The 17,704-nt window shown below is 71.7% G+C and carries 16 protein-coding genes; 12 read left to right on the forward strand and 4 right to left on the reverse strand.

The features are described 5' to 3' along the window. The first annotated feature begins 67 nt into the window (after positions 1 to 67). From KCH48_RS24670 to fabG, 11 genes are read left to right on the forward strand one after another with little or no spacing between them, the layout of a single operon-like run. Positions 68 to 352, forward strand: coding sequence for an acyl carrier protein (locus KCH48_RS24670; protein ID WP_210576895.1), 285 nt, complete (start codon positions 68 to 70; stop codon positions 350 to 352). Continuing rightward, on the forward strand, positions 349 to 660 hold the full coding sequence (locus tag KCH48_RS24675; protein ID WP_210576896.1) for an acyl carrier protein: 312 nt from the start codon (positions 349 to 351) through the stop codon (positions 658 to 660). Before KCH48_RS24670 ends, KCH48_RS24675 begins: the two co-directional genes overlap by 4 nt. After that, positions 650 to 1,852 carry a beta-ketoacyl synthase gene (locus KCH48_RS24680; protein WP_210576897.1) on the forward strand — a complete coding sequence of 401 codons (1,203 nt, stop codon included), beginning with the start codon at positions 650 to 652 and terminating at the stop codon, positions 1,850 to 1,852. Before KCH48_RS24675 ends, KCH48_RS24680 begins: the two co-directional genes overlap by 11 nt. After that, positions 1,849 to 2,640, forward strand: a complete 792-nt coding sequence (locus KCH48_RS24685; protein ID WP_210576898.1) for a hypothetical protein — start codon at positions 1,849 to 1,851, stop codon at positions 2,638 to 2,640. The genes KCH48_RS24680 and KCH48_RS24685 overlap by 4 nt, the downstream gene beginning before the upstream one ends. Positions 2,641 to 2,658: 18 nt before the next feature. Further along, positions 2,659 to 4,338, forward strand: coding sequence for a class I adenylate-forming enzyme family protein (locus KCH48_RS24690; protein WP_210576899.1), 1,680 nt, complete (start codon positions 2,659 to 2,661; stop codon positions 4,336 to 4,338). Continuing rightward, entirely contained in the window at positions 4,335 to 4,904 is a 570-nt protein-coding gene (locus KCH48_RS24695) for a hypothetical protein (protein ID WP_210576900.1), read from the forward strand. Before KCH48_RS24690 ends, KCH48_RS24695 begins: the two co-directional genes overlap by 4 nt. 3 nt (positions 4,905 to 4,907) lie before the next feature. Further along, the gene (locus KCH48_RS24700) at positions 4,908 to 5,834 is read left to right on the forward strand and encodes an NAD(P)-dependent oxidoreductase (protein WP_210576901.1); all 927 of its coding nucleotides are present in this window, start codon (positions 4,908 to 4,910) and stop codon (positions 5,832 to 5,834) included. Next, positions 5,831 to 7,822 (forward strand): FAD/NAD(P)-binding domain-containing protein, encoded by a 1,992-nt coding sequence (locus tag KCH48_RS24705; RefSeq protein WP_210576902.1) that lies wholly within the window; start codon positions 5,831 to 5,833, stop codon positions 7,820 to 7,822. Before KCH48_RS24700 ends, KCH48_RS24705 begins: the two co-directional genes overlap by 4 nt. Before the next feature lie 5 nt (positions 7,823 to 7,827). Continuing rightward, positions 7,828 to 9,243: an adenylosuccinate lyase family protein gene (locus KCH48_RS24710; RefSeq protein ID WP_210576903.1), complete on the forward strand. Its 1,416-nt coding sequence runs from the start codon at positions 7,828 to 7,830 to the stop codon at positions 9,241 to 9,243. Then, on the forward strand, positions 9,240 to 10,991 hold the full coding sequence (locus KCH48_RS24715; RefSeq protein ID WP_246885801.1) for an MFS transporter: 1,752 nt from the start codon (positions 9,240 to 9,242) through the stop codon (positions 10,989 to 10,991). The genes KCH48_RS24710 and KCH48_RS24715 overlap by 4 nt, the downstream gene beginning before the upstream one ends. Then, the gene (gene fabG / locus KCH48_RS24720) at positions 10,900 to 11,586 is read left to right on the forward strand and encodes a 3-oxoacyl-ACP reductase FabG (RefSeq protein ID WP_307840934.1); all 687 of its coding nucleotides are present in this window, start codon (positions 10,900 to 10,902) and stop codon (positions 11,584 to 11,586) included. Before KCH48_RS24715 ends, fabG begins: the two co-directional genes overlap by 92 nt. 47 nt (positions 11,587 to 11,633) lie before the next feature. On the opposite strand, the gene KCH48_RS24725 is transcribed toward fabG, so the two are convergent. Further along, positions 11,634 to 12,428, reverse strand: a complete 795-nt coding sequence (locus KCH48_RS24725) for a VOC family protein (RefSeq protein WP_210576905.1) — start codon at positions 12,426 to 12,428, stop codon at positions 11,634 to 11,636. Positions 12,429 to 12,726: 298 nt separating this feature from the next. Between KCH48_RS24725 and KCH48_RS24730 the strand changes: the two genes are divergently transcribed. Continuing rightward, positions 12,727 to 13,581, forward strand: coding sequence for a sulfurtransferase (locus KCH48_RS24730; RefSeq protein WP_210576906.1), 855 nt, complete (start codon positions 12,727 to 12,729; stop codon positions 13,579 to 13,581). 67 nt (positions 13,582 to 13,648) lie between these two features. Here the strand turns inward: KCH48_RS24730 and sepH are convergent, their stop codons facing one another. The 3 genes from sepH to KCH48_RS24745 form a co-directional block, all read right to left on the reverse strand. Beyond that, positions 13,649 to 14,689 carry a septation protein SepH gene (gene sepH / locus KCH48_RS24735; RefSeq protein ID WP_210576907.1) on the reverse strand — a complete coding sequence of 347 codons (1,041 nt, stop codon included), beginning with the start codon at positions 14,687 to 14,689 and terminating at the stop codon, positions 13,649 to 13,651. 426 nt (positions 14,690 to 15,115) lie between these two features. Further along, a complete protein-coding gene (locus KCH48_RS24740) occupies positions 15,116 to 16,435 on the reverse strand; it encodes a D-arabinono-1,4-lactone oxidase (protein ID WP_210576908.1) in 1,320 nt (439 codons plus the stop codon). Then, positions 16,395 to 17,633 (reverse strand): MFS transporter, encoded by a 1,239-nt coding sequence (locus KCH48_RS24745; RefSeq protein WP_210576909.1) that lies wholly within the window; start codon positions 17,631 to 17,633, stop codon positions 16,395 to 16,397. Before KCH48_RS24745 ends, KCH48_RS24740 begins: the two co-directional genes overlap by 41 nt. Between the last annotated feature and the right edge of the window lie 71 nt (positions 17,634 to 17,704).

Raw genomic sequence — 17,704 nt, forward strand, 5'->3', positions numbered from 1 at the left:
GCGGGTCCGTTGTGGCCGGTCGCGCAGTTCCCCGCGCCCCTTCGGGGCGCTGACTCCCTCACTGGAGATGTTGATCATGAGTACCTCAACTTTGGAAGACGAGATCCGCGAGTTCGTCCTGACCTCTGTCATCGACGAGATGAACATCCTGACCAGCCGTGACGGCATCACGGACGACAGTCCGGTGACCGTCGGTGGGCTGGATGTGGACTCGTTGAGTCTTATCGAGCTCACGCTGCGGCTGGAGTCGCGGTTCGGTGTGGAGATACCGGACACCGATATCGAGTCCCTGGCTTCCCTGACCCTTGGCGGACTTGTCGCCGAGGTCGTCCGGCGTGGTGCGAAGGCATGAGCGCGGGAACCACGGCGAGCGACGCGGACCCCGTGCTGTCCGCCATCACCACCGACACCGTCCGGGAGCTGCTGTCGGACCGCAAGATCTTCCCCGGGCTGCCCGACGACCTCGGCGAGGACGCCGAACTGGTCCTGGACTCCCTCGGGTTGGTGTGGCTGCTGCACGTGGTGGAGGAGCGCTACGGCCTGGTCGTGGAGCCCTCCGACGAGGACATCGCCGGGCTGACCTCGCTCCGGCGGCTCACCGAGCTTCTGCGGGCCGCCCAGACGGACCGGGCGGAGGGAGGCGGCCGCGATGAGCGCTGAGGTGACGGTGACCGGATTCGGCGTCCGCACCGCGTTCGGTACGGGTGCTGAGGCCCTCCGGCGCGGGGTCTTCGCGGGCGTCCCCTCGTTCACGCCCACGACGAGGTTCGACACCGGCCCGTACCGTACGCCGATGGCGGCCGCCGCCCCGGACGGACCCGACGCGGTCGAGGACTGGGCGCTGCGGTACGCGCTCGCCCGGTGCGGCGCGGAAGCCCTCGACATGGCCGGACTGCGCCCGGGCACGGAGGCGGCGGTACTGCTCGGCGCCGCCGGGGACCACACCAGCGTCACCCGCTACTGGCGAACCGCCGACTCCCTGTCCCCATCCTCATCCACAGAGCGCGTCCCGGACGGTGCAACGGCCCGGTACGCCGACGCCGTGCCCGCGCACCTCGCCGAGTTGCTGGCCGGCGGCCTCGGGCTCACCGGGCCGCGGCTCACCTTCACCAATGCCTGTGTCGCCTCCGCCGCCGCGATCATCCACGCCTGCCGGCTGATCTCCTCCGGCCGGATCGACACGGCGGTCTGCGCGGGCGGATACCTGGTGGAGGAGGAGACCTTCGGCAAGTTCGACTCCGGGCGGGCACTGTCCCGCGACGGCATGGTGCGCCCGTTCAGCGCCGACCGCAGCGGACTGCTCCTTGGCGACGGGGTGGCGGCCGTCGTGCTGGAGTCCGCCGAGCACGCCCGGCGCCGCGGTGCCCGGCCGCTGACGACCATCGCAGGCTGGGGCGCGGCCACGGACGCCCACCACATCGCCCAGCCGCATCCGGAGGGTGTCGGCCTGGCCCGCGCGGCACGCCAGGCGCTGCGGCTCGCCGGCGACCCGGACGGCGCGACCCTCGGCTATGTCAACGCCCACGGCACCGGCACCAAGTACAACGACGGTGCCGAGACCCGCGGGCTGCGAGCCGCCTTGCCGGAGCGGGTCGAGTCGATACCGGTCAGCTCCACCAAGAGCACCACCGGCCACCTCCTGGAGGCGGCGGGCGTCGTGGAGTTCGTGATCACGATGCTGGCCCTGATGGACGGCGTACTGCCGCCGACCGCCGGATACGGCCGCCCGGACCCCGAGTGCGACCTGGACTACGTACCGAACCAGCCACGCCAGGCCGACCCGCGCCGAGCCCTCACCATCAACGCCGCCTTCGGGGGCGCCAACACCGCACTCGTGCTGGAGCGGCCATGACGACGGAGAAGATCGAGAAGACCGTACTCCGCTCGCCCCTCGGCATCCTCGCGACCGCCACCGCCACCCATGGCACCGGGCGGGACGACGACATCCCGCTCCCGCGACTCCCCGGCTTCGTCGAGTCCGCCTTCAGCCCGCTGGCCTTCGACGTCAGCAGGCAGTGCCTCACCGAACGGCCCGGCGACGGCGCTCGTACGGCCGTGGTGCTGGCCACGCTGATGGGGGACACCACCACCGCGGACCTGGCCAGCCAGCGCATGGTGTCGGGGCGGGTCCACAACCCGCTGCTGTTCATGCAGGCCACCGCCAATGCCGTACTGGGCTATACGAGCCAGGAGTTCGGGATCACGGGGCAGACGTTCAGCCTCTCCACCCTCGACGACCCGGTGGCCGAACTGCTGGCCATGGCCGATCTGCTGCTGGAGGACCCGGAGTTGGACCGGGTCCTTGTGCTGGGCGTGGAGCTGGGCGGCAGCGAGCGTCTTGCCGCCATGTATCAGGAACTGGTCGCCGACAGCGGCCGCCCGCTCCCGGACCTGCCCGCGACCGCCGGCCTCGCGGCGGCGGTGCTGCTCGGCCGTCCCGGAGGCGAGGCACCGGTGTCGGTCCGGTCGGCCGAGGCGTACGACGCCAGCGGGGCAGGCGCGGCCGGGCATCCCGGAAGCATCCAGGGCCTGTTCGACCTGGCCGCCGCCCACCGGCGACTGCTGCGGGACGGCGGCAGCCACCTGCTGGTGACTGAGCCCCGGTCGCCGGCCTTCATCCTCACCGCCGCCACCGAGTAGGGAACGAGACGGAGAACCATGCTCATCAGTAGGCAGGAGCGGGCGCGGATCTGCTCCGACACCGAACTCGGCGCCGGCAACGTACTGCACCGCCTGAAGGCGTACGACCGCCCGCTCGACGAGCCCGTGCTGCGGACGGACGGCAGCTGGCAGGCGCCGGACGGCAGCCGCCCCGAGGTGCTGACCCTGCGTCAGCTCTGCGAGGCCGTCGAGACGTATGCCGGCTGGTACGCCGCCCAGGGCGTGCGTCCCCGCGACCCGGTCGCCGTGCATACCTTCTCCAGTGCCGAGAACGCCGTGAACTATCTGGCCCTGACGTCCCTCGGCGCGATCCCGTCGCTCGTCAACGGCAATCTGCGCCCCGAGATCGCCCGCGAGTACGTGCGCCGTCAGGGTGCGGTGGGCGCGTTCACGGACGCCGAGCACCATTCCGTGCTGTCGGGCCCGGAGTCGGGGCTCGGCTTCTGTGTGACCGCCGACGGGATCGGGCCGGAGTTCCGCGAGCGGCTGCCGACGTCGTACCCGTACCGGCACGACCCCACCGACCCGGTGATCATCTCGCACTCCTCCGGGACCACCGGCATGCCCAAGGGGGTGCCGCACAGCCACCGGACGCTGATGTACTCGCAGGTGCACCGGCTGCGCTACTCCACCGGAGCCGACATGGCGCGCACCCTGGTGGCGCTCCCGGGCCCGCACAACGCCTCCATCGCGACCCTGCTGTACTGCCTGCTGCTGCGCGCGGACATCAAGCTGCTCTCCAGCCAGCGCGGCACCGAAGTGCTCGACGCCATCGAGGAGTTCCGGCCGAGCACGGTGCTGGCCTTCGCCGGAACCTTCGGTGAGATGGCCGGGGAGGACCTGGCGGCCCGTGACCTGTCCAGCGTCGAGGTGTGGTTCAACACCGGCGACGCGGCGCACGAGGCGCACATCCGGGCCCTGGTGCGGCACGGCGTCCGCGAGGAGATCAGCAGGGACGGCGGGGTTCTGCGCCGCAGGCGGGTCGAGGGTTCCGTCTTCATCGACGGGCTCGGCTCCTCCGAAGTCGGCCACTCGCTCTTCCACAACCGGCACACCAAGGACACCTCCGCGTACTCGCGCTGCATCGGCAAGCCGTTCAGCTTCGCCGAGGCCGCCGTGCTCGCCGAGGACGGCACCCCGCTGGCGCCCGGGGAGATCGGCCGCCTCGGCCTGAAGTCGCCGACGATCACGCCCGGTTACTGGAACGACTCGCTGACCTGGAACCGCATGCGGCTGGGCGGCTACTGGCTGCCCGGCGACCTCGCCTACCAGGACGAGGAGGGCAACTTCTACCACCTGGACAGGGCGACCGACGCCATCCGGACCCGCGACGGAATCCTGTTCAGCACCCGCACCGAGGAGCTGCTGCTGCGGGAGCTGCCCGAGCTGGCCGACTGCACCGTCGTCGGGGTCGCCCCGGCCGGCGTACGAGCCGACTGGGACGGCGACGGAGAAGCCGAGGCGTACGCGCTGCTCCAGCTCACGCACGACGGCGCCGACGACAACGAGGCGTGGACCGGGCGGGTCAACGCTGTCCTCTCGGACGCCGGCTTCCCCCCGGTGACCCGGGCCGTGCCGATGAAGTCCGACGACGTGGCCAAGGGCGCCACCGGCAAGGTCCTCAAACGCGTGATGCGCGACCGTTTCGCCGCCAAGGAACTTACGGAGCACGCATGAGTACGGAAACGGATGCCGGCGAAGTCAACCACCGCGCCCGGGCGTCGGAGGCGTACCGGCTGTGGTGGCAGCACGACGCCAACTGGTACCAGGGCGTGGCCGAGCGGTTCGGGCAACAGGCCGCGAACGAGATCAACGCCGAGGCGATGCGCAAGGTCGCCCTCAAGGTCGCGCAGCAAGTCGCACGCCGGAGCGGTGCGCTCCCGGACACCGGTGACAGCGGCAAGGACCTGGAGGAGCTGCGCCGCCGCTACGACGACTGCGGCGACCGCATGTTTCCGCCGGAACTGCGCAACGCCTCCACCGAGGTGGAGGGTGACGACCTGATCGTGCTCACCCTGCGGCGGAACTTCGCCATCACCATGGTGCGGATGTCCGGTTCGCTGGAGGGCTACCGGTGCCCGTGCACCGACATCCACGCGGGCTGGTCCGAGGGACTCGGCGTGACCCTGACAGAGAACCGGGCCGAGAGCTGTCTGCGGGACGGGGACAAGGCGTGTCGGCTGCTGATGCGGGTCGCCACCCCTGTTGCCACTCCTGTCGTCCCGCCCGTTACGGAGGATTGAGCAGTGCGTGTACTTGTCACCGGAGCCACCGGCGTGATCGGACATCCACTGGTGGGCGCGCTGCGGGCGCGGGGCCATGAGGTGAGCGCGCTGGTGCGTCAGGGATCGCGGGCACGGGCCCCGGAGGCGGAGCAGGTCGTGGTCGCCGACGCCCTCGACCGCGAGGCCGTACTGTCGGCGGTTTCGGACGCCCGGCCCCAGGTGGTCGTCCACCAGATGACGGCGCTGCGGTCGATGCACGACGACCCGCCGGGGGCCTTCGCACAGACCCGGCGGCTGCGGACCGAGGGCACCGCTCACCTCGTCGAGGCGGCCCGGGCGGCCGGTGCGCGGCGGCTGGTCGCGCAGTCCATCGCCTTCGCCGCCGCCCCGGCCACGGTTCCCGTCGTCGACGAGGACGCGCCGCTGTACGTGGACGCGCCCGACCCCGGCTGGGCCTCCACCGTCCAGGCCGTCGCCGAACTGGAGCGGCTGGTCCTGGGCAGCGGCCCGGACCTCGCGGGCGTGGTGCTGCGGTACGGCTCGCTGTACGGGCCCCGGACCGCGTACGCACGGAACGGCGGGACCGCGCAGGCGGTGCTGGCCGGGCGGTTCCCGTTGCCCGGGGACGGTGCCGGGATCATGTCGTTCCTGCATGTGGAGGACGCCGTGGCGGCGACGGTGGCGGCCATCGAGTCGGACGTCACCGGGGTGTTCCACGTGACGGACGACGACCCGGCCCCGGCCGCGCAATGGCTCCCGCACTACGCCCGCACGCTGGCCGGCCCGTCCCCTCGTACGATCCCGGCGGAGCTCGCACCCCGGCTGCTCGGCTGGTACATGACCCATCAACTCACCGCGGCACACGGCGCGGCCAACGACCGGGCCCGTACGGCACTCGCCTGGAAGCCGCTGCGACCGAGCTGGCGCGACGGGCTGGGCGGGGAATGACCGAGCCAGGACGGACCGAGCCTGCACAGAGCGGGCCCGGTGACGCCCTCGTCATCTGTGTGATCGGTGCCGGTCCACGCGGGCTCTCGGTCCTGGAACGGATCTGCGCCAACGCCGACGGCACCGCCGGGACCACCCGTCCGGTCGTGGTCCACCTCGTCGACCCGTACCCGCCCGGCGCGGGCGCGGTGTGGCGTACCGACCAGCCGGACGAGCTGCTGATGAACACGGTCGCCTCCCAGGTGACCCTGTTCACCGACGACAGCGTGGACTGCGCGGGGCCGTCGGTGCCGGGGCCCAGCCTGTACGAGTGGGCGCGCATGGTCAGCCAGGGGGCGTTCGCCGAGGGCTGCCCGGACCGGGTCCTGGACGAGGCGCGGCGGCTCGGCCCGGACACCTACCCGACCCGGGCATTCCACGGCCATTACCTGAAGTGGGTGTTCCGGCACCTTCTGCGCACCGCCACTCCCCGAGTGACTGTCCACACGCACCGGGCGACCGCGGTCGCGCTGGACGACGCCCCGGACGGGCGGCAGACGGTGACACTGGAGGACGGCGGCCTGCTGTCCGGGATGGACGCGGTGGTCCTGGCGCTCGGCCACGGGGAGCTGACCCCGAGTCAGGAGGAACGGGAGCTGCGTTCCTTCGCCGACCGGCACGGCCTGGCCTATGTGGGTCCCGCCAACCCGGCCGACGCCGATCTGAGCGGCATCCCGCCAGGCACGCGGGTGGCGCTGCGTGGCCTTGGGCTGAACTTCTTCGACCAACTGGCGCTGCTCACCGAGGGCCGCGGCGGCACGTTCAAGGAGAGCCAGTCCGGACTCGTGTACCTTCCGAGCGGCAATGAGCCGGTCCTGTACGCCGGTTCGCGGCGCGGTGTGCCGTACCACGCCCGGGGCGAGAACGAGAAGGGCGCACTCGGCCGCCACCACCCCCGGTTCCTGACCCCGGAGGTCATCGCCGGGCTGCGGCGGCGGGCGGACGGCGGGCAGCCCGTCATCTTTCGCCGTGACATCTGGCCGTTGATCGACCGGGAGGTCCGCACCGTCTACCACGAGGCGTGGATCCGGGCCGCCCACGGGATCGAGGCCGCCGAGGAGTTCGTACGGTCCTGCCTGTCCGGTCGGATCCCCGAGACAGCTCTGCTCGACAGGTACGCCGTGCCGCCCGGTGAGCGGTGGGACTGGCAGCGGATCGAACGTCCGTACGGCGAGCGGACCTTCGCCGACCGGGACGACTTCCGGCACTGGCTGCTGGACCACCTGCGGCGGGATGTCGCCGAGGCCCGGCTGGGCAATGTGAGCGGGCCGCTGAAGGCCGCGCTGGACGCCCTGCGGGATCTGCGCAACGAGATCCGGCTGGTGGTCGACCACGGCGGTGTGTCCGGTGAGTCGTACCGTGCCGAACTGGACGGCTGGTACACGCCGTTGAACGCGTTCACCTCGATCGGTCCGCCGGCCTTCCGGATCGAGCAGCTGATCGCGCTGATCGAGGCCGAGGTGCTGCACATGGTCGGTCCGCGGATGCGGGTGCGGCCCTCGGCACGCGAAGGCGGTTTCCTCGTGGACGCGGAGCTGGTGTCCGCTCCTCCGGTACTGGTGAGCGCACTGGTCGAGGCGCGGTTGCCCGTTGTCGATCTGCGGCGGAGCACGAATCCGCTGCTGCGAGGGCTGCTGACGGCCGGCCAGTGCGGCCCGTACCGGCTGACCGGCTGGGAGACGGGTGGACTCGCGGTGACAGGGAGCCCGCCCCGACTCGTGGACGCGGCGGGCCGGGCGCATCCGCGCCGGTTCGCCTTCGGGGTGCCGACGGAGGGCGTGCGCTGGGTGACGGCGGTCGGCATCAGGCCGGGCGTCGGCTCGGTGACGCTGGAGGACTCGGACGCGATCGCGCGGGCGGCTCTGCGGCTGGAGGAGAACGAAGTGGCGTTGCCCATCAGCAGCTTGACCGTACGTCAGACACCAGACGCAGGGGGCCGAAGAGCGTGAACGGGATGTCCGTGGGCACCGACGCGGGCCTGCTCGCCCCGACCTGGGCGGGCACGCCCGTCGCGGCCGAGGTGACCGACGAGGCATGGCTGCAGGCGATGCTGGACGCCGAAGTGGCGCTGGCCCGGGCCCAGCACGCCGTCGGGCTGACGCCCGCCGCGGCGGTGGAGGCGATCGCCTCGGTGGCCCGCGCGGACCGCCTCGACCTGGTCGCCCTGGCCCAGGCGGCCCGGGCCGCGGCCAACCCGGTCGTCGCGCTGGTGAGCGCCTTCACCGAGGTGGTCGCCGCCAGGGACGCGGCAGCCGCCGAGTACGTGCACCGCGGGTCGACCAGCCAGGACATCCTCGACTCGGCGGCCATGCTGATCGCCCGCAGAGTGCTCGGCCTGATCGCCGCCGACCTGGAACGTACCGGCGCCTCCCTGGCCGCGCTGGCCGACAACCACCGCCACACGGTCCTGGCCGGGCGCACCCTGGCTCAGCACGCGGTGCCCACCACCCTCGGCCTCAAGGCAGCGGGCTGGCTCCAACTCGTCGCCGACGCCCTGGTCCGGGTCCGTACGGTCGCGTCCGCCCTCCCGGCCCAACTCGGCGGCGCGGCAGGCACCCTGGCCGCGTATCGCGAGTACGCGGCATTGGACGGCGGGGTGGGTGAGGGCGGCGTCGAGTTGCTCGGCCCGTTCGCGGAGGCCCTGGGGCTGGCCGAACCGGTGCTGCCGTGGCACACCGTGCGCACTCCGATCGCCGAACTGGGCGCGGTGCTCCAGCTGGTCACCGGAGCGCTCGGGAAGTTCGCGCTCGATGTGCAGACGCTGTCCCGTACCGAGATCGGCGAGGTGTCCGAGCCCGCGGCCGCGGGACGCGGGGCCTCTTCGGCGATGCCGCAGAAGCGGAACCCCGCGCTCGCCACGCTGATCGTGGCGGCGGCCCGTCAAGTGCCCGCCCATGCCCTCGTACTGGCCCAGTGCATGCTCGCCGAGGACGAGCGGCCCGCCGGGGCGTGGCACGCGGAGTGGCAGCCGCTGCGGGAGGCGCTGCGGCTGACGGGCGGGGCCACACACACGGCCGTCGAACTCGCGGAAGGGCTGATCGTCCACCCCGATCGAATGCTCGCCAATCTCGAACTGACCGGCGGCGCCATCGTCACCGAACGGCTGACGGTGGCGCTCGCCCCGGTGCTCGGCAAGGTACGGGCGAAGAGGCTGCTGACCGCCGCCTCGGCCGAGGCCGCCGACACCGGGCGCACGATCGGCGAGGTGCTGTCCGGCCATCCCGAGGTGACGGCCCGGTTCACCCCCGACCAGCTGTCCGAACTGCTCGACCCGGCCCGCTACACGGGCGCCGCCGACGCGCTGGTCGACCGGGCGCTGCGCGGCTACGGGCACCTCGGCGACACCACGGACGACGGAGGCATCCGATGAGCACCGTGGGCCCGACGGAAGAGAAGGCCGCGCCGTCCCGGTCGTGGCCCGTCCTGGTGGTCGTGGTCTGCGCCCAGATGCTGATCTGGCTGGACACCTCGGTCCTCAACGTCGCCGTCACCACCCTCGCCGACCCGGACGAGGGCCTGGGCGCGACCCCCGCCGAACTGGAGTGGGTGGCGAGCGCCTACACCCTGGTCTTCGCCGGCACCCTCTTCGCGGGCGGCGCGCTGGCCGACCGGTTCGGCCCCCGCACCACCCTCATCGCCGGTCTGGCACTGTTCGGCGCGGCCTCCGGCGCCGGGGCGTTCGCCTCGAGCCCGGCCTGGCTGATCGTGGCGCGGGCCTTCATGGGCGCGGGCAGTGCGCTGCTGATGCCCGCGACTCTGTCGGTCATCGTGCAGAGCACTCCGGAGGAGAAACGCACCCGGGCGATAGCGATCTGGAGCTCGTCCAGCGGTCTGGGCGTGGCCGTCGGCCCGGTCGTGGGCGGGGCGCTGCTGAGCCACTTCTGGTGGGGTTCGGTGTTCCTGGTCAACGTGCCGATCGTGGCCCTGTGTCTGGCCGGGGTGGTGGCCGTCGTACCCGAGCTGAAAGGTCCCCGGCGCCGGGTGCTCGATCTGCCGGGGATGGGCCTCTCGGTGCTCGGCCTCGGCGGCGTGGTCTACGGGATCATCGAGCTCGGCAACGGACGGACCTGGTACGGCCCGCACGTCCTCCTCCCCCTCCTCCTGGGCGGCGCACTGCTCACCGCCTTCGTGGCCGGTCAGCGCAGGTCCCCGGCCCCCAGCCTGGACCTGCGACTGTTCCGGCAGCCGGGGTTCACTGCCGGGAGTGTGGTACTGCTGATCGCGTTCATGGCGCTGGCCGGGCATCTGTTCTACGCGGCCTTCTACCTCCAGGGGCCCCGCGGACTCTCCCCCGCCGACGCCGGAACCGTGATGATCGCCGCCGCGGTCGGCATCGTCCTGGGCAGCCAGGCCTCCCCGGCGATGAGCCGGCTGCTGTCGGCCCGGTGGACGGTCGCGGCCGGAGTCCTGGCCACGGCCGCGACCTACGTCGGTTATCTGTGGTTCGATGGACGAACCTCCATCCTGACCGTCGCCGCGCTGCTGTGGGTGCAGGGGTTCGGGATGGGTCTGGTCGGTACGCCGGTCACGGCCGTGATGATGAGCGGGGTGCCGCCGCATCTCGCGGGCGCCGGCTCGGCCGTCAACAGCGTCACACGACAGGTGGGCGGGACGCTCGGGGTGGCAATGGCAGGCTCGATCCTCTCCGGGGTGTACCGGGCGCGGATGGCGGACGCCGAACTGCCCGGTGACGCACAGGGGTTGACGGCGAGCGCCGAAGAGCAGGCCCGGACCTCGGCCGAGGCGGCACGCTCGCTGGCCGGCTCGCTGCGTCTGCCGGAACTGGCGGCCACGGCCGACCGTGCCTTCCTCGACGCGATGTACGCGGCCACGTTCTGGACCGCCGTACTGGCCCTCGTCGGGTTCGCCGTGTCCGTCGTCGGGCTGCGCGCGCGGGACGTCGACGGCGGAAACAGCGGAAACAGCGGAAACAGCGGAACGGGAACACCGGAAGCGGAGAAGGCGCAAGAACAGTGGAAGAGGAACGGAGGGGACGATGGAACAGGCACCGGCTCGGTCAGTTCTCGTGACCGGGGGGAACAGGGGGATCGGCCTGGCCACGGCACGCCGCTTCGCGAGGGCGGGGGACCGGGTCACGGTGACCTACCGGGGCGCTGAACCCCCGGTCTCCGAGGGACTCATCGCCGTACGCTGCGATGTGACGGACAGTCAGCAGGTGGACCAGGCCTTCAAGGAGGCCGAGGCCGCCCACGGGCCCGTCACCGTTCTGGTCGCGAACGCGGGCGTCACCCACGACCGTCTCCTGGTGCGGATGAGTGAGGAGGACTTCACCTCCGTCGTGGACACCAACCTCACAGGTGCCTTCCGGGTCGCCCGGCGCGCGATACGCGGGATGCTCCGGGAAGGCCACGGCCGTATCGTGCTGATCTCCTCCACGGTGGCGCTGCACGGAGCCGCCGGACAGGCCAACTACGCGGCGGCGAAGGCGGGGCTGGTCGGGTTCGCCCGGTCGCTGACCCATGAACTCGGCTCCCGGGACATCACCTGCAATGTGGTGGCGCCCGGTCTGACCGAGACGGACATGAGCCGAGCGCTCACCGAGGAGCAGCGCCGCGACCTGCTGAGCCAGACCCCGGCCGGACGGCTCGCCCGGCCCGAGGAGGTCGCCGATGTGGTGGCGTTCCTGGCCGGTGCCGGATATGTGCGCGGCGCCGTGATCCCGGTCGACGGAGGCGCCGGGCTCGGCCATTGAGACGGGAGGGCAAGCCGTCCTCGCGGCTCGGGCTCACCGGCCTGAGCTCAGGCCGGGCTCTGGACCAGGCAGAACCTGGCGCCCTCGGGGTCCGCGACCGTGGCCACGCGGCCGTGTTCGGTGTCGTGGGCCGGCCCCAGGACATGCCCGCCGAGGTCGGCGACCTGCGCGAGACTCTCGTCGGTGTCGGCGACTTCGAAGTACGTCACCCAGTGCGGACCCCGGTCACGGGGCAGGGAGTTGCCGACGCCGTGGATACCGGCGACCGGGCGGCCGTCGATGAGCAGGGTCACGTAGTCGAAGTCGGCGGAGATCACCGGCTCCTCGTCGCACTCGAAGACGGTCTCGTAGAACTTGGCGACGCTCGCCGTCTCGAAGGTCAGCAACTCGTGCCAGGCCGGAGTGCCGGGCACCCCGGCGATGGCCGTGCCGCGATGCGCCGCCGCCTGCCACACGCCGAAGACCGCGCCCGAGGGATCCGAACCGATCACCAGCCGCCCGGCGTCCTCCGCGTCCAGCGGCCCCACCCCGACGGTGCCGCCGCACAGCCGTACCGTCTCGGCGGTCAGATCGACGTCGTCCGAGGCCAGGTAGGGCGTCCAGGCGATGGGGAGGTGCCGGTCCGGCGGAAGCTGGCCGATGCCGGCCACGTCGGAGCCGTCGAGCAGCGCGCGCACATAGGGGCCGAGCTGTTGGGGGCCGGGCCGGAACTCCCAGCCGAACAGAGCCCCGTAGAACTCCTGGGTCGTGGCCAGCCCGTGCACCATCAGACTCACCCAGCAGGGCGTGCCAGGCGCGTGCGTTTCGCCGTTCGGGCCGGCCGACCCCCGTGCCTCGGTCATCGTCACTCTCTCCTCGACCCCTTGCGGCAGCCGTGTCGCCACCGCTCTGCGGACCCCCGTGCCGATGCTCGCACCCCCATGGGACCGCGCGCTCCGGGCGCGCCGCCGTCTTTGCGGGCCCATGCCCGGAGAATGCCCGGTGTGCGGTTCCTTGCCCATTTCGGTGCGATTGCCGACGGATGTCGATCCGCTGTACAGCATGTGCCCGATCCCGTACGCCTCGTGATCGGGGCTGTCCGGCCGAGCAGAGTAGTCGGACATGGACGATGCGGCCACCCCATACGCAAGGATGGTGGCCATGAACGCCATCATCTCCGCAATCGAACTCGCGAGCGAGCTGGCGGGACCGACCCCGCCCGTCCTGCTCGATGTCCGCTGGCAGTTGAGCGTGGCCAAGGCGGCCGGTGAACCGCCCTTCGACGGGCGGGCCGAGTACGAGTCCGGTCATCTCCCCGGCGCGGTCTATGTCGATCTGGACCGTGAACTCGCGTCGGCACCGGGCGAGCGCGGCCGGCATCCGCTGCCCGACATGGCCGAATTCGGTACGGCCATGCGCCGGGCCGGTGTCTCGTCGTCGGTGCCCGTGGTCGTGTACGACGGCGGCCAGGGCTGGGCCGCGGCACGTGCCTGGTGGCTGCTGCGCTGGACGGGGCATCCTCAGGTGCGGGTCCTCGACGGCGGGCTGCCCGCTTGGCAGGGCCCGCTGGAGACGACCCTGCCCGTGCCGGCCGAGGGTGACTTCCAGCCGGTGCCGGGAGCGGTGGACATGCTGGATGCCGAGGGGGCCGCGGCGTTGGCCCGGAGTGGCGTGCTGCTCGACGCGCGGGCGGGGGAGCGGTACCGGGGAGAAGTGGAGCCGATCGATCCGGTAGGCGGACACATTCCGGGCGCCGTGTCCGCGCCCACGAACGAGAACGTGGCGCCGGACGGCCGCTTCCTCGCCGCGGACGAGCTTCGGGCCCGGTTCAAGACCCTGGGCGTGTCCGAGGACGGCCCCGAGGCCGGCGTCTACTGCGGTTCGGGAGTCTCCGCCGCCCATGAGGTGCTCGCCCTGGCGGTCGCGGGCATTCCGGCGGCGCTGTACGTCGGGTCCTGGTCGGAGTGGTCCGCGGATCCGTCCCGGCCGGTCGCCGTCGGGCCGGATCCTCAATAGCCGTTCAGCCGTACGACAGTGGGGCCCGCGCCTTGGTCAGGCGCGGGCCCCACTCTCGTACGACCTACTACTCCTGCTTCTTCCGCCGTGTCCCGAACACGATCTCGTCCCAGCTCGGCACCGCTGCCCGGCGGCCGGGGCGGACGCCGTCGGCTTCGGCCTGGCGGTCGGTGGAGCCGATCAGACGGTCGCGGTGGCTGCCGACGGACCGGGGCATGAGGACGTCGGCGTAGGCGGAACCGGCCCCGGCCGAGGCGGCGGGCGCGGGGGGTTCCTCCTCGGCGGGTTCGGGGGCGGCGGGAGGTTCCTCCACCGGATCCGGCGCCGGGCGTTCCGGGACGACCATGTCGCCGCGGAAGCTCGGCACCGCCTCCAGGAGGCTGGTCAGCGAGTCGCGTTCGCCGGCGCTCTCCACCTCGGGTTCGGGGGAGGGCGACGGCAGCACCGGACGGTCCGGGCGGTCCAGCGGGCGATCGCGCGGCAGCCGGGCGATGCGCGGCACGAACGGGAAGCTGGGCTCCGCCGAGGCGAGGTCCTCGGACTCGCCGATCAGCGAGCGCGCCTCCTCGTCCACGGCCTGCACGAGCCGCCGGGGCGGGTCGTACGTCCAGCTCGCCGAGTGCGGTTCGCCCGCGACCACGTAGACCAGCAGGACTTCCCAGGTGCCGTCGTCACGGCGCCACGAGTCCCACTGGACGCTGTCCTTCTCGGCGCCGCGCAGCAGCAGCCGCTCCTGGACGGTCTCGCCGAGCTGAGGTCCGGCGGCGTTCTCGCCGGGTCTGCGGACGGGTGTCTTGCGGGCCCGCTCAGCCATGAAGGCGCGCTCGGCCAGTACCGGACCCTCGAAGCGGCGTACGCGGTCGACCGGAATTCCGGCCATCTGTGCGACCTCTTCCGCGGTCGCACCCGCACGTATACGCGCCTGGATGTCACGCGGGCGGAGATGGCTCTCCACCTCGATCTCGATCTGGCCGAGGCGCGGCCGGTCGCCGCGCACGGCGGCGCGCAGCCGTTCATCAATCGGAAGGGTGTACTCCGTCGAGTCGGCAGCCTTGAGCACCAGCCGTGTGCCGTCATTGGAGACGGCCACGACACGCAGTTCGGGCATGGGGACCTCCCGGGTGGTGCCTGCCGACGTCACGTGCGTCGCTGCTTCCGCTAGTCGAGTGTGGCCTGCCCGGGTGCAGCCTGCCACAACCTTGCCGAGTTGCCCGGCGTGTCGGGCCAGGGCCCTGGATCGCCGTTATGGCACGGTTACCTATTCGCAACGCTAAGTGACAAACTCCGTCACCCTGTGCAACTAGCCCCCTCACGGCGGTCCTTGAAGGCCACGGACGCCCTGGCGGGAGACCGAACCCAGGGCTCGCAACAGTACTCCATTCGGACCACGTGCGTGGATTGGCTCGCCGCCCAACTTCTGGCAAGGGGGCGGACTCGGCCGTCCGGGCGCGGGTTTTCGGGATCTTGAACGTGGCGCACTTCACGCAATCGGCAAATACGGAACCAATGGCTTCGCGCCTGCGTCCCGTGCCGGCTACGACCCCAGCACCCTCCGCAAGTAGTCGTTCTGGAACCGCCGTTCGGGATCGAGCCGATCCCGCAACGCCGTGAACTCACCGAACCGGGGGTAGACCCCGGCGAAGTACTCGGCGTCCCGGGTGTGCACCTTGCCCCAGTGCGGCCGGCCCTCGTGCGCGGTGAAGATCTGTTCGGCGGCGGTGAAATACGCCTGATAGGGCGTCCCCTTGAACATGTGGACGGCGATGTAGGCGGTGTCGCGGCCGGACGCCGTGGAGAGCGTGATGTCGTCCGCGGGGGCCGTGCGCACCTCGACCGGGAAACTGATCCTCAGGCCGGATCGGTCGACCGTCCTCTTGAGTTCGCGCAGCGTCTCGACGACGGCCTCGCGCGGAACGGCGTACTCCATCTCCACGAAGCGCACCCGGCGCGGCGAAGTGAAGACTTTGTAGGGAATATCGGTGTAAGTCCGTGCGGACAGCGCCTTGCTGGAGATCTGGGCGATCGCCGGGACGGTGGCCGGTACCGCGCGGCCGGCCCACTGGGCCACCTGGAAGACGCCGTTGGAGAGGAACTCGTCCTCGAACCAGCCCGCGAGCTGCCCCACCGGCTGTTCCGGGCCCGCGCTGCGGTTGTTGCGCTTGGTGTTGGTGCTGCCGGTGTGCGGGAACCAGTAGAACTCGAAGTGCTCGTTCTCCGCCCAGAGTTCGTCGAACCGGCTGGTGACCTGGTCCAGACTCATCGGCTCCTCACGGGCCGTGAGCAGGAAGATCGGCTCCACGGCGAAGGTGATCGCGGTGATGATGCCGAGGGCGCCGAGACCTGTGCGCGCGGCCGCGAAGACCTCCGGATTCTCCTTCTCCGAGCAGGTGAGCAGCGAGCCGTCGGCCGTGACCAGCTCAAGTCCCGTGATCTGGGCGGCTATCGAGGCCGAGTCGCGGCCGGTGCCGTGGGTGCCGGTACTGGTGGCCCCGGAGACCGTCTGCTCCATGATGTCGCCCATGTTCGTGAGCGACAGGCCCTCGCGGGCGAGAGCCATGTTGAGTCTCTTGAGCGGGGTGCCGGCCTCCACCGTGACCGTCCCGGCTTCGCGATCAATGTTGCGGATGCCGGTCAACAGTTGAGGACGGATCAACACACCGTCGGTGGCGGCGACGGACGTGAACGAATGCCCGGAACCGACGGCCTTCACCGTCAGCCCGTCCTCCGCCGCCTTCCGTACGGCCGCGGCCAGTTCGTCCACGGAGGCGGGTTCGACCTGCCGCGTCGGCCGGGCGGCGACCGTGCCGCCCCAGTTACGCCACGTGCCGTTCCTGCCGCTCACTGTGGTGCTCAACGGTGCCTCCCCGACGTGGAGCCGGCCTGCTGAGCCGGCGATACCCGAGGAAACCGACCGCGACCGCGACGGCCCCGGACACCGCCGGAACCCCGTACCCGGCACGCGCTCCGGCCGCGTCGATCACCCAGCCGGCCACGGAGGAGCCGAGTGCGACCCCGACCGCGAGCCCTGTGCTCACCCAGGTCATGCCTTCGGTGAGCTGCGCGCGTGGTACGTGCTCTTCGATGAGGGACATCGTCGTGATCATCGTGGGAGCGATGGACAGACCCGCAACGAACAGCGCCACGGCCAGAAACGGCAAGTTTCCGACCAGTAGGAGGGGGATCATACTCACGGCCATCATGAACACGCCCAGCAGCCAGCGACGTTCGGGCGCCCCGTGGAACCGCAGCAGCCCGAACACGGCTCCTGCTACGCAGGAGCCCGCGGCGTAGATCGCCAGCACGAGGCTGGCCGCGCCCTTGTGCCCCTGCTCCTCGGCGAAGGCCACGGTGACCACGTCGACGGCCCCGAAGATCGCTCCGGTCGCCACGAAGGTGGCCACCAGGACCTGCAGACCGGGTGCGCGCAGCGCGCTGCCGCCGCCGCGGTGCTCGCGCGGATGCGGCTTCGGCTCGGTCGCGCGCTGTGCGGTGAGCCAGAAGACCCCCGCCGCCAGGAAGCAGGCGGCGAGCAACGGTCCCGCCTCCGGGAACCACGCCGTGGACAGGCCGATGGAGATGATCGGCCCGAAGATGAAGCAGATCTCGTCCACCACGGACTCGAAGGAGTACGCGGTGTGCAACTGCGGGGTGCCCCGGTACAGGGCCGCCCAGCGGGCACGGATCATCGCCCCGATGCTCGGCACGCAGCCGATCCCGACGCAGGCCACGAACAGCACCCAGTCCGGCCACTCGTAGTGCGCGGCGAACAGCAGCAGTGCCGCCGCGACGAGCGACACCAGCGTGGCCGGGCGCAGCACCCGCCGCTGCCCGTACCGGTCCACCAGCCGCGACACCTGCGGGCCCGCGACCGCGGCCGCCAGCGCGATGGTGGCCGACAGGGCGCCCGCCAGCCCGTACCGGCCGGTGAGCTGGGAGATCATCGTGACGACGCCGATGCCCATCATCGACAGCGGCATCCGCCCGAGGAAGCCGGCGGCGGCGAAGCCCTTGGAGCCGGGGGCGGCGAACAGGGCGAGGTAGGGGCTGGGCACGAGGTCTCCGGTACGGCGGGTGCGGGTGTCCCTCGGCCGGGCACGGGCCCGGCGCGGGCTGAGGTAAGGCG

Origin of the sequence: Streptomyces sp. GESEQ-4 (assembly GCF_017948455.1) — a bacterium.
Lineage (GTDB): Bacteria > Actinomycetota > Actinomycetes > Streptomycetales > Streptomycetaceae > Streptomyces.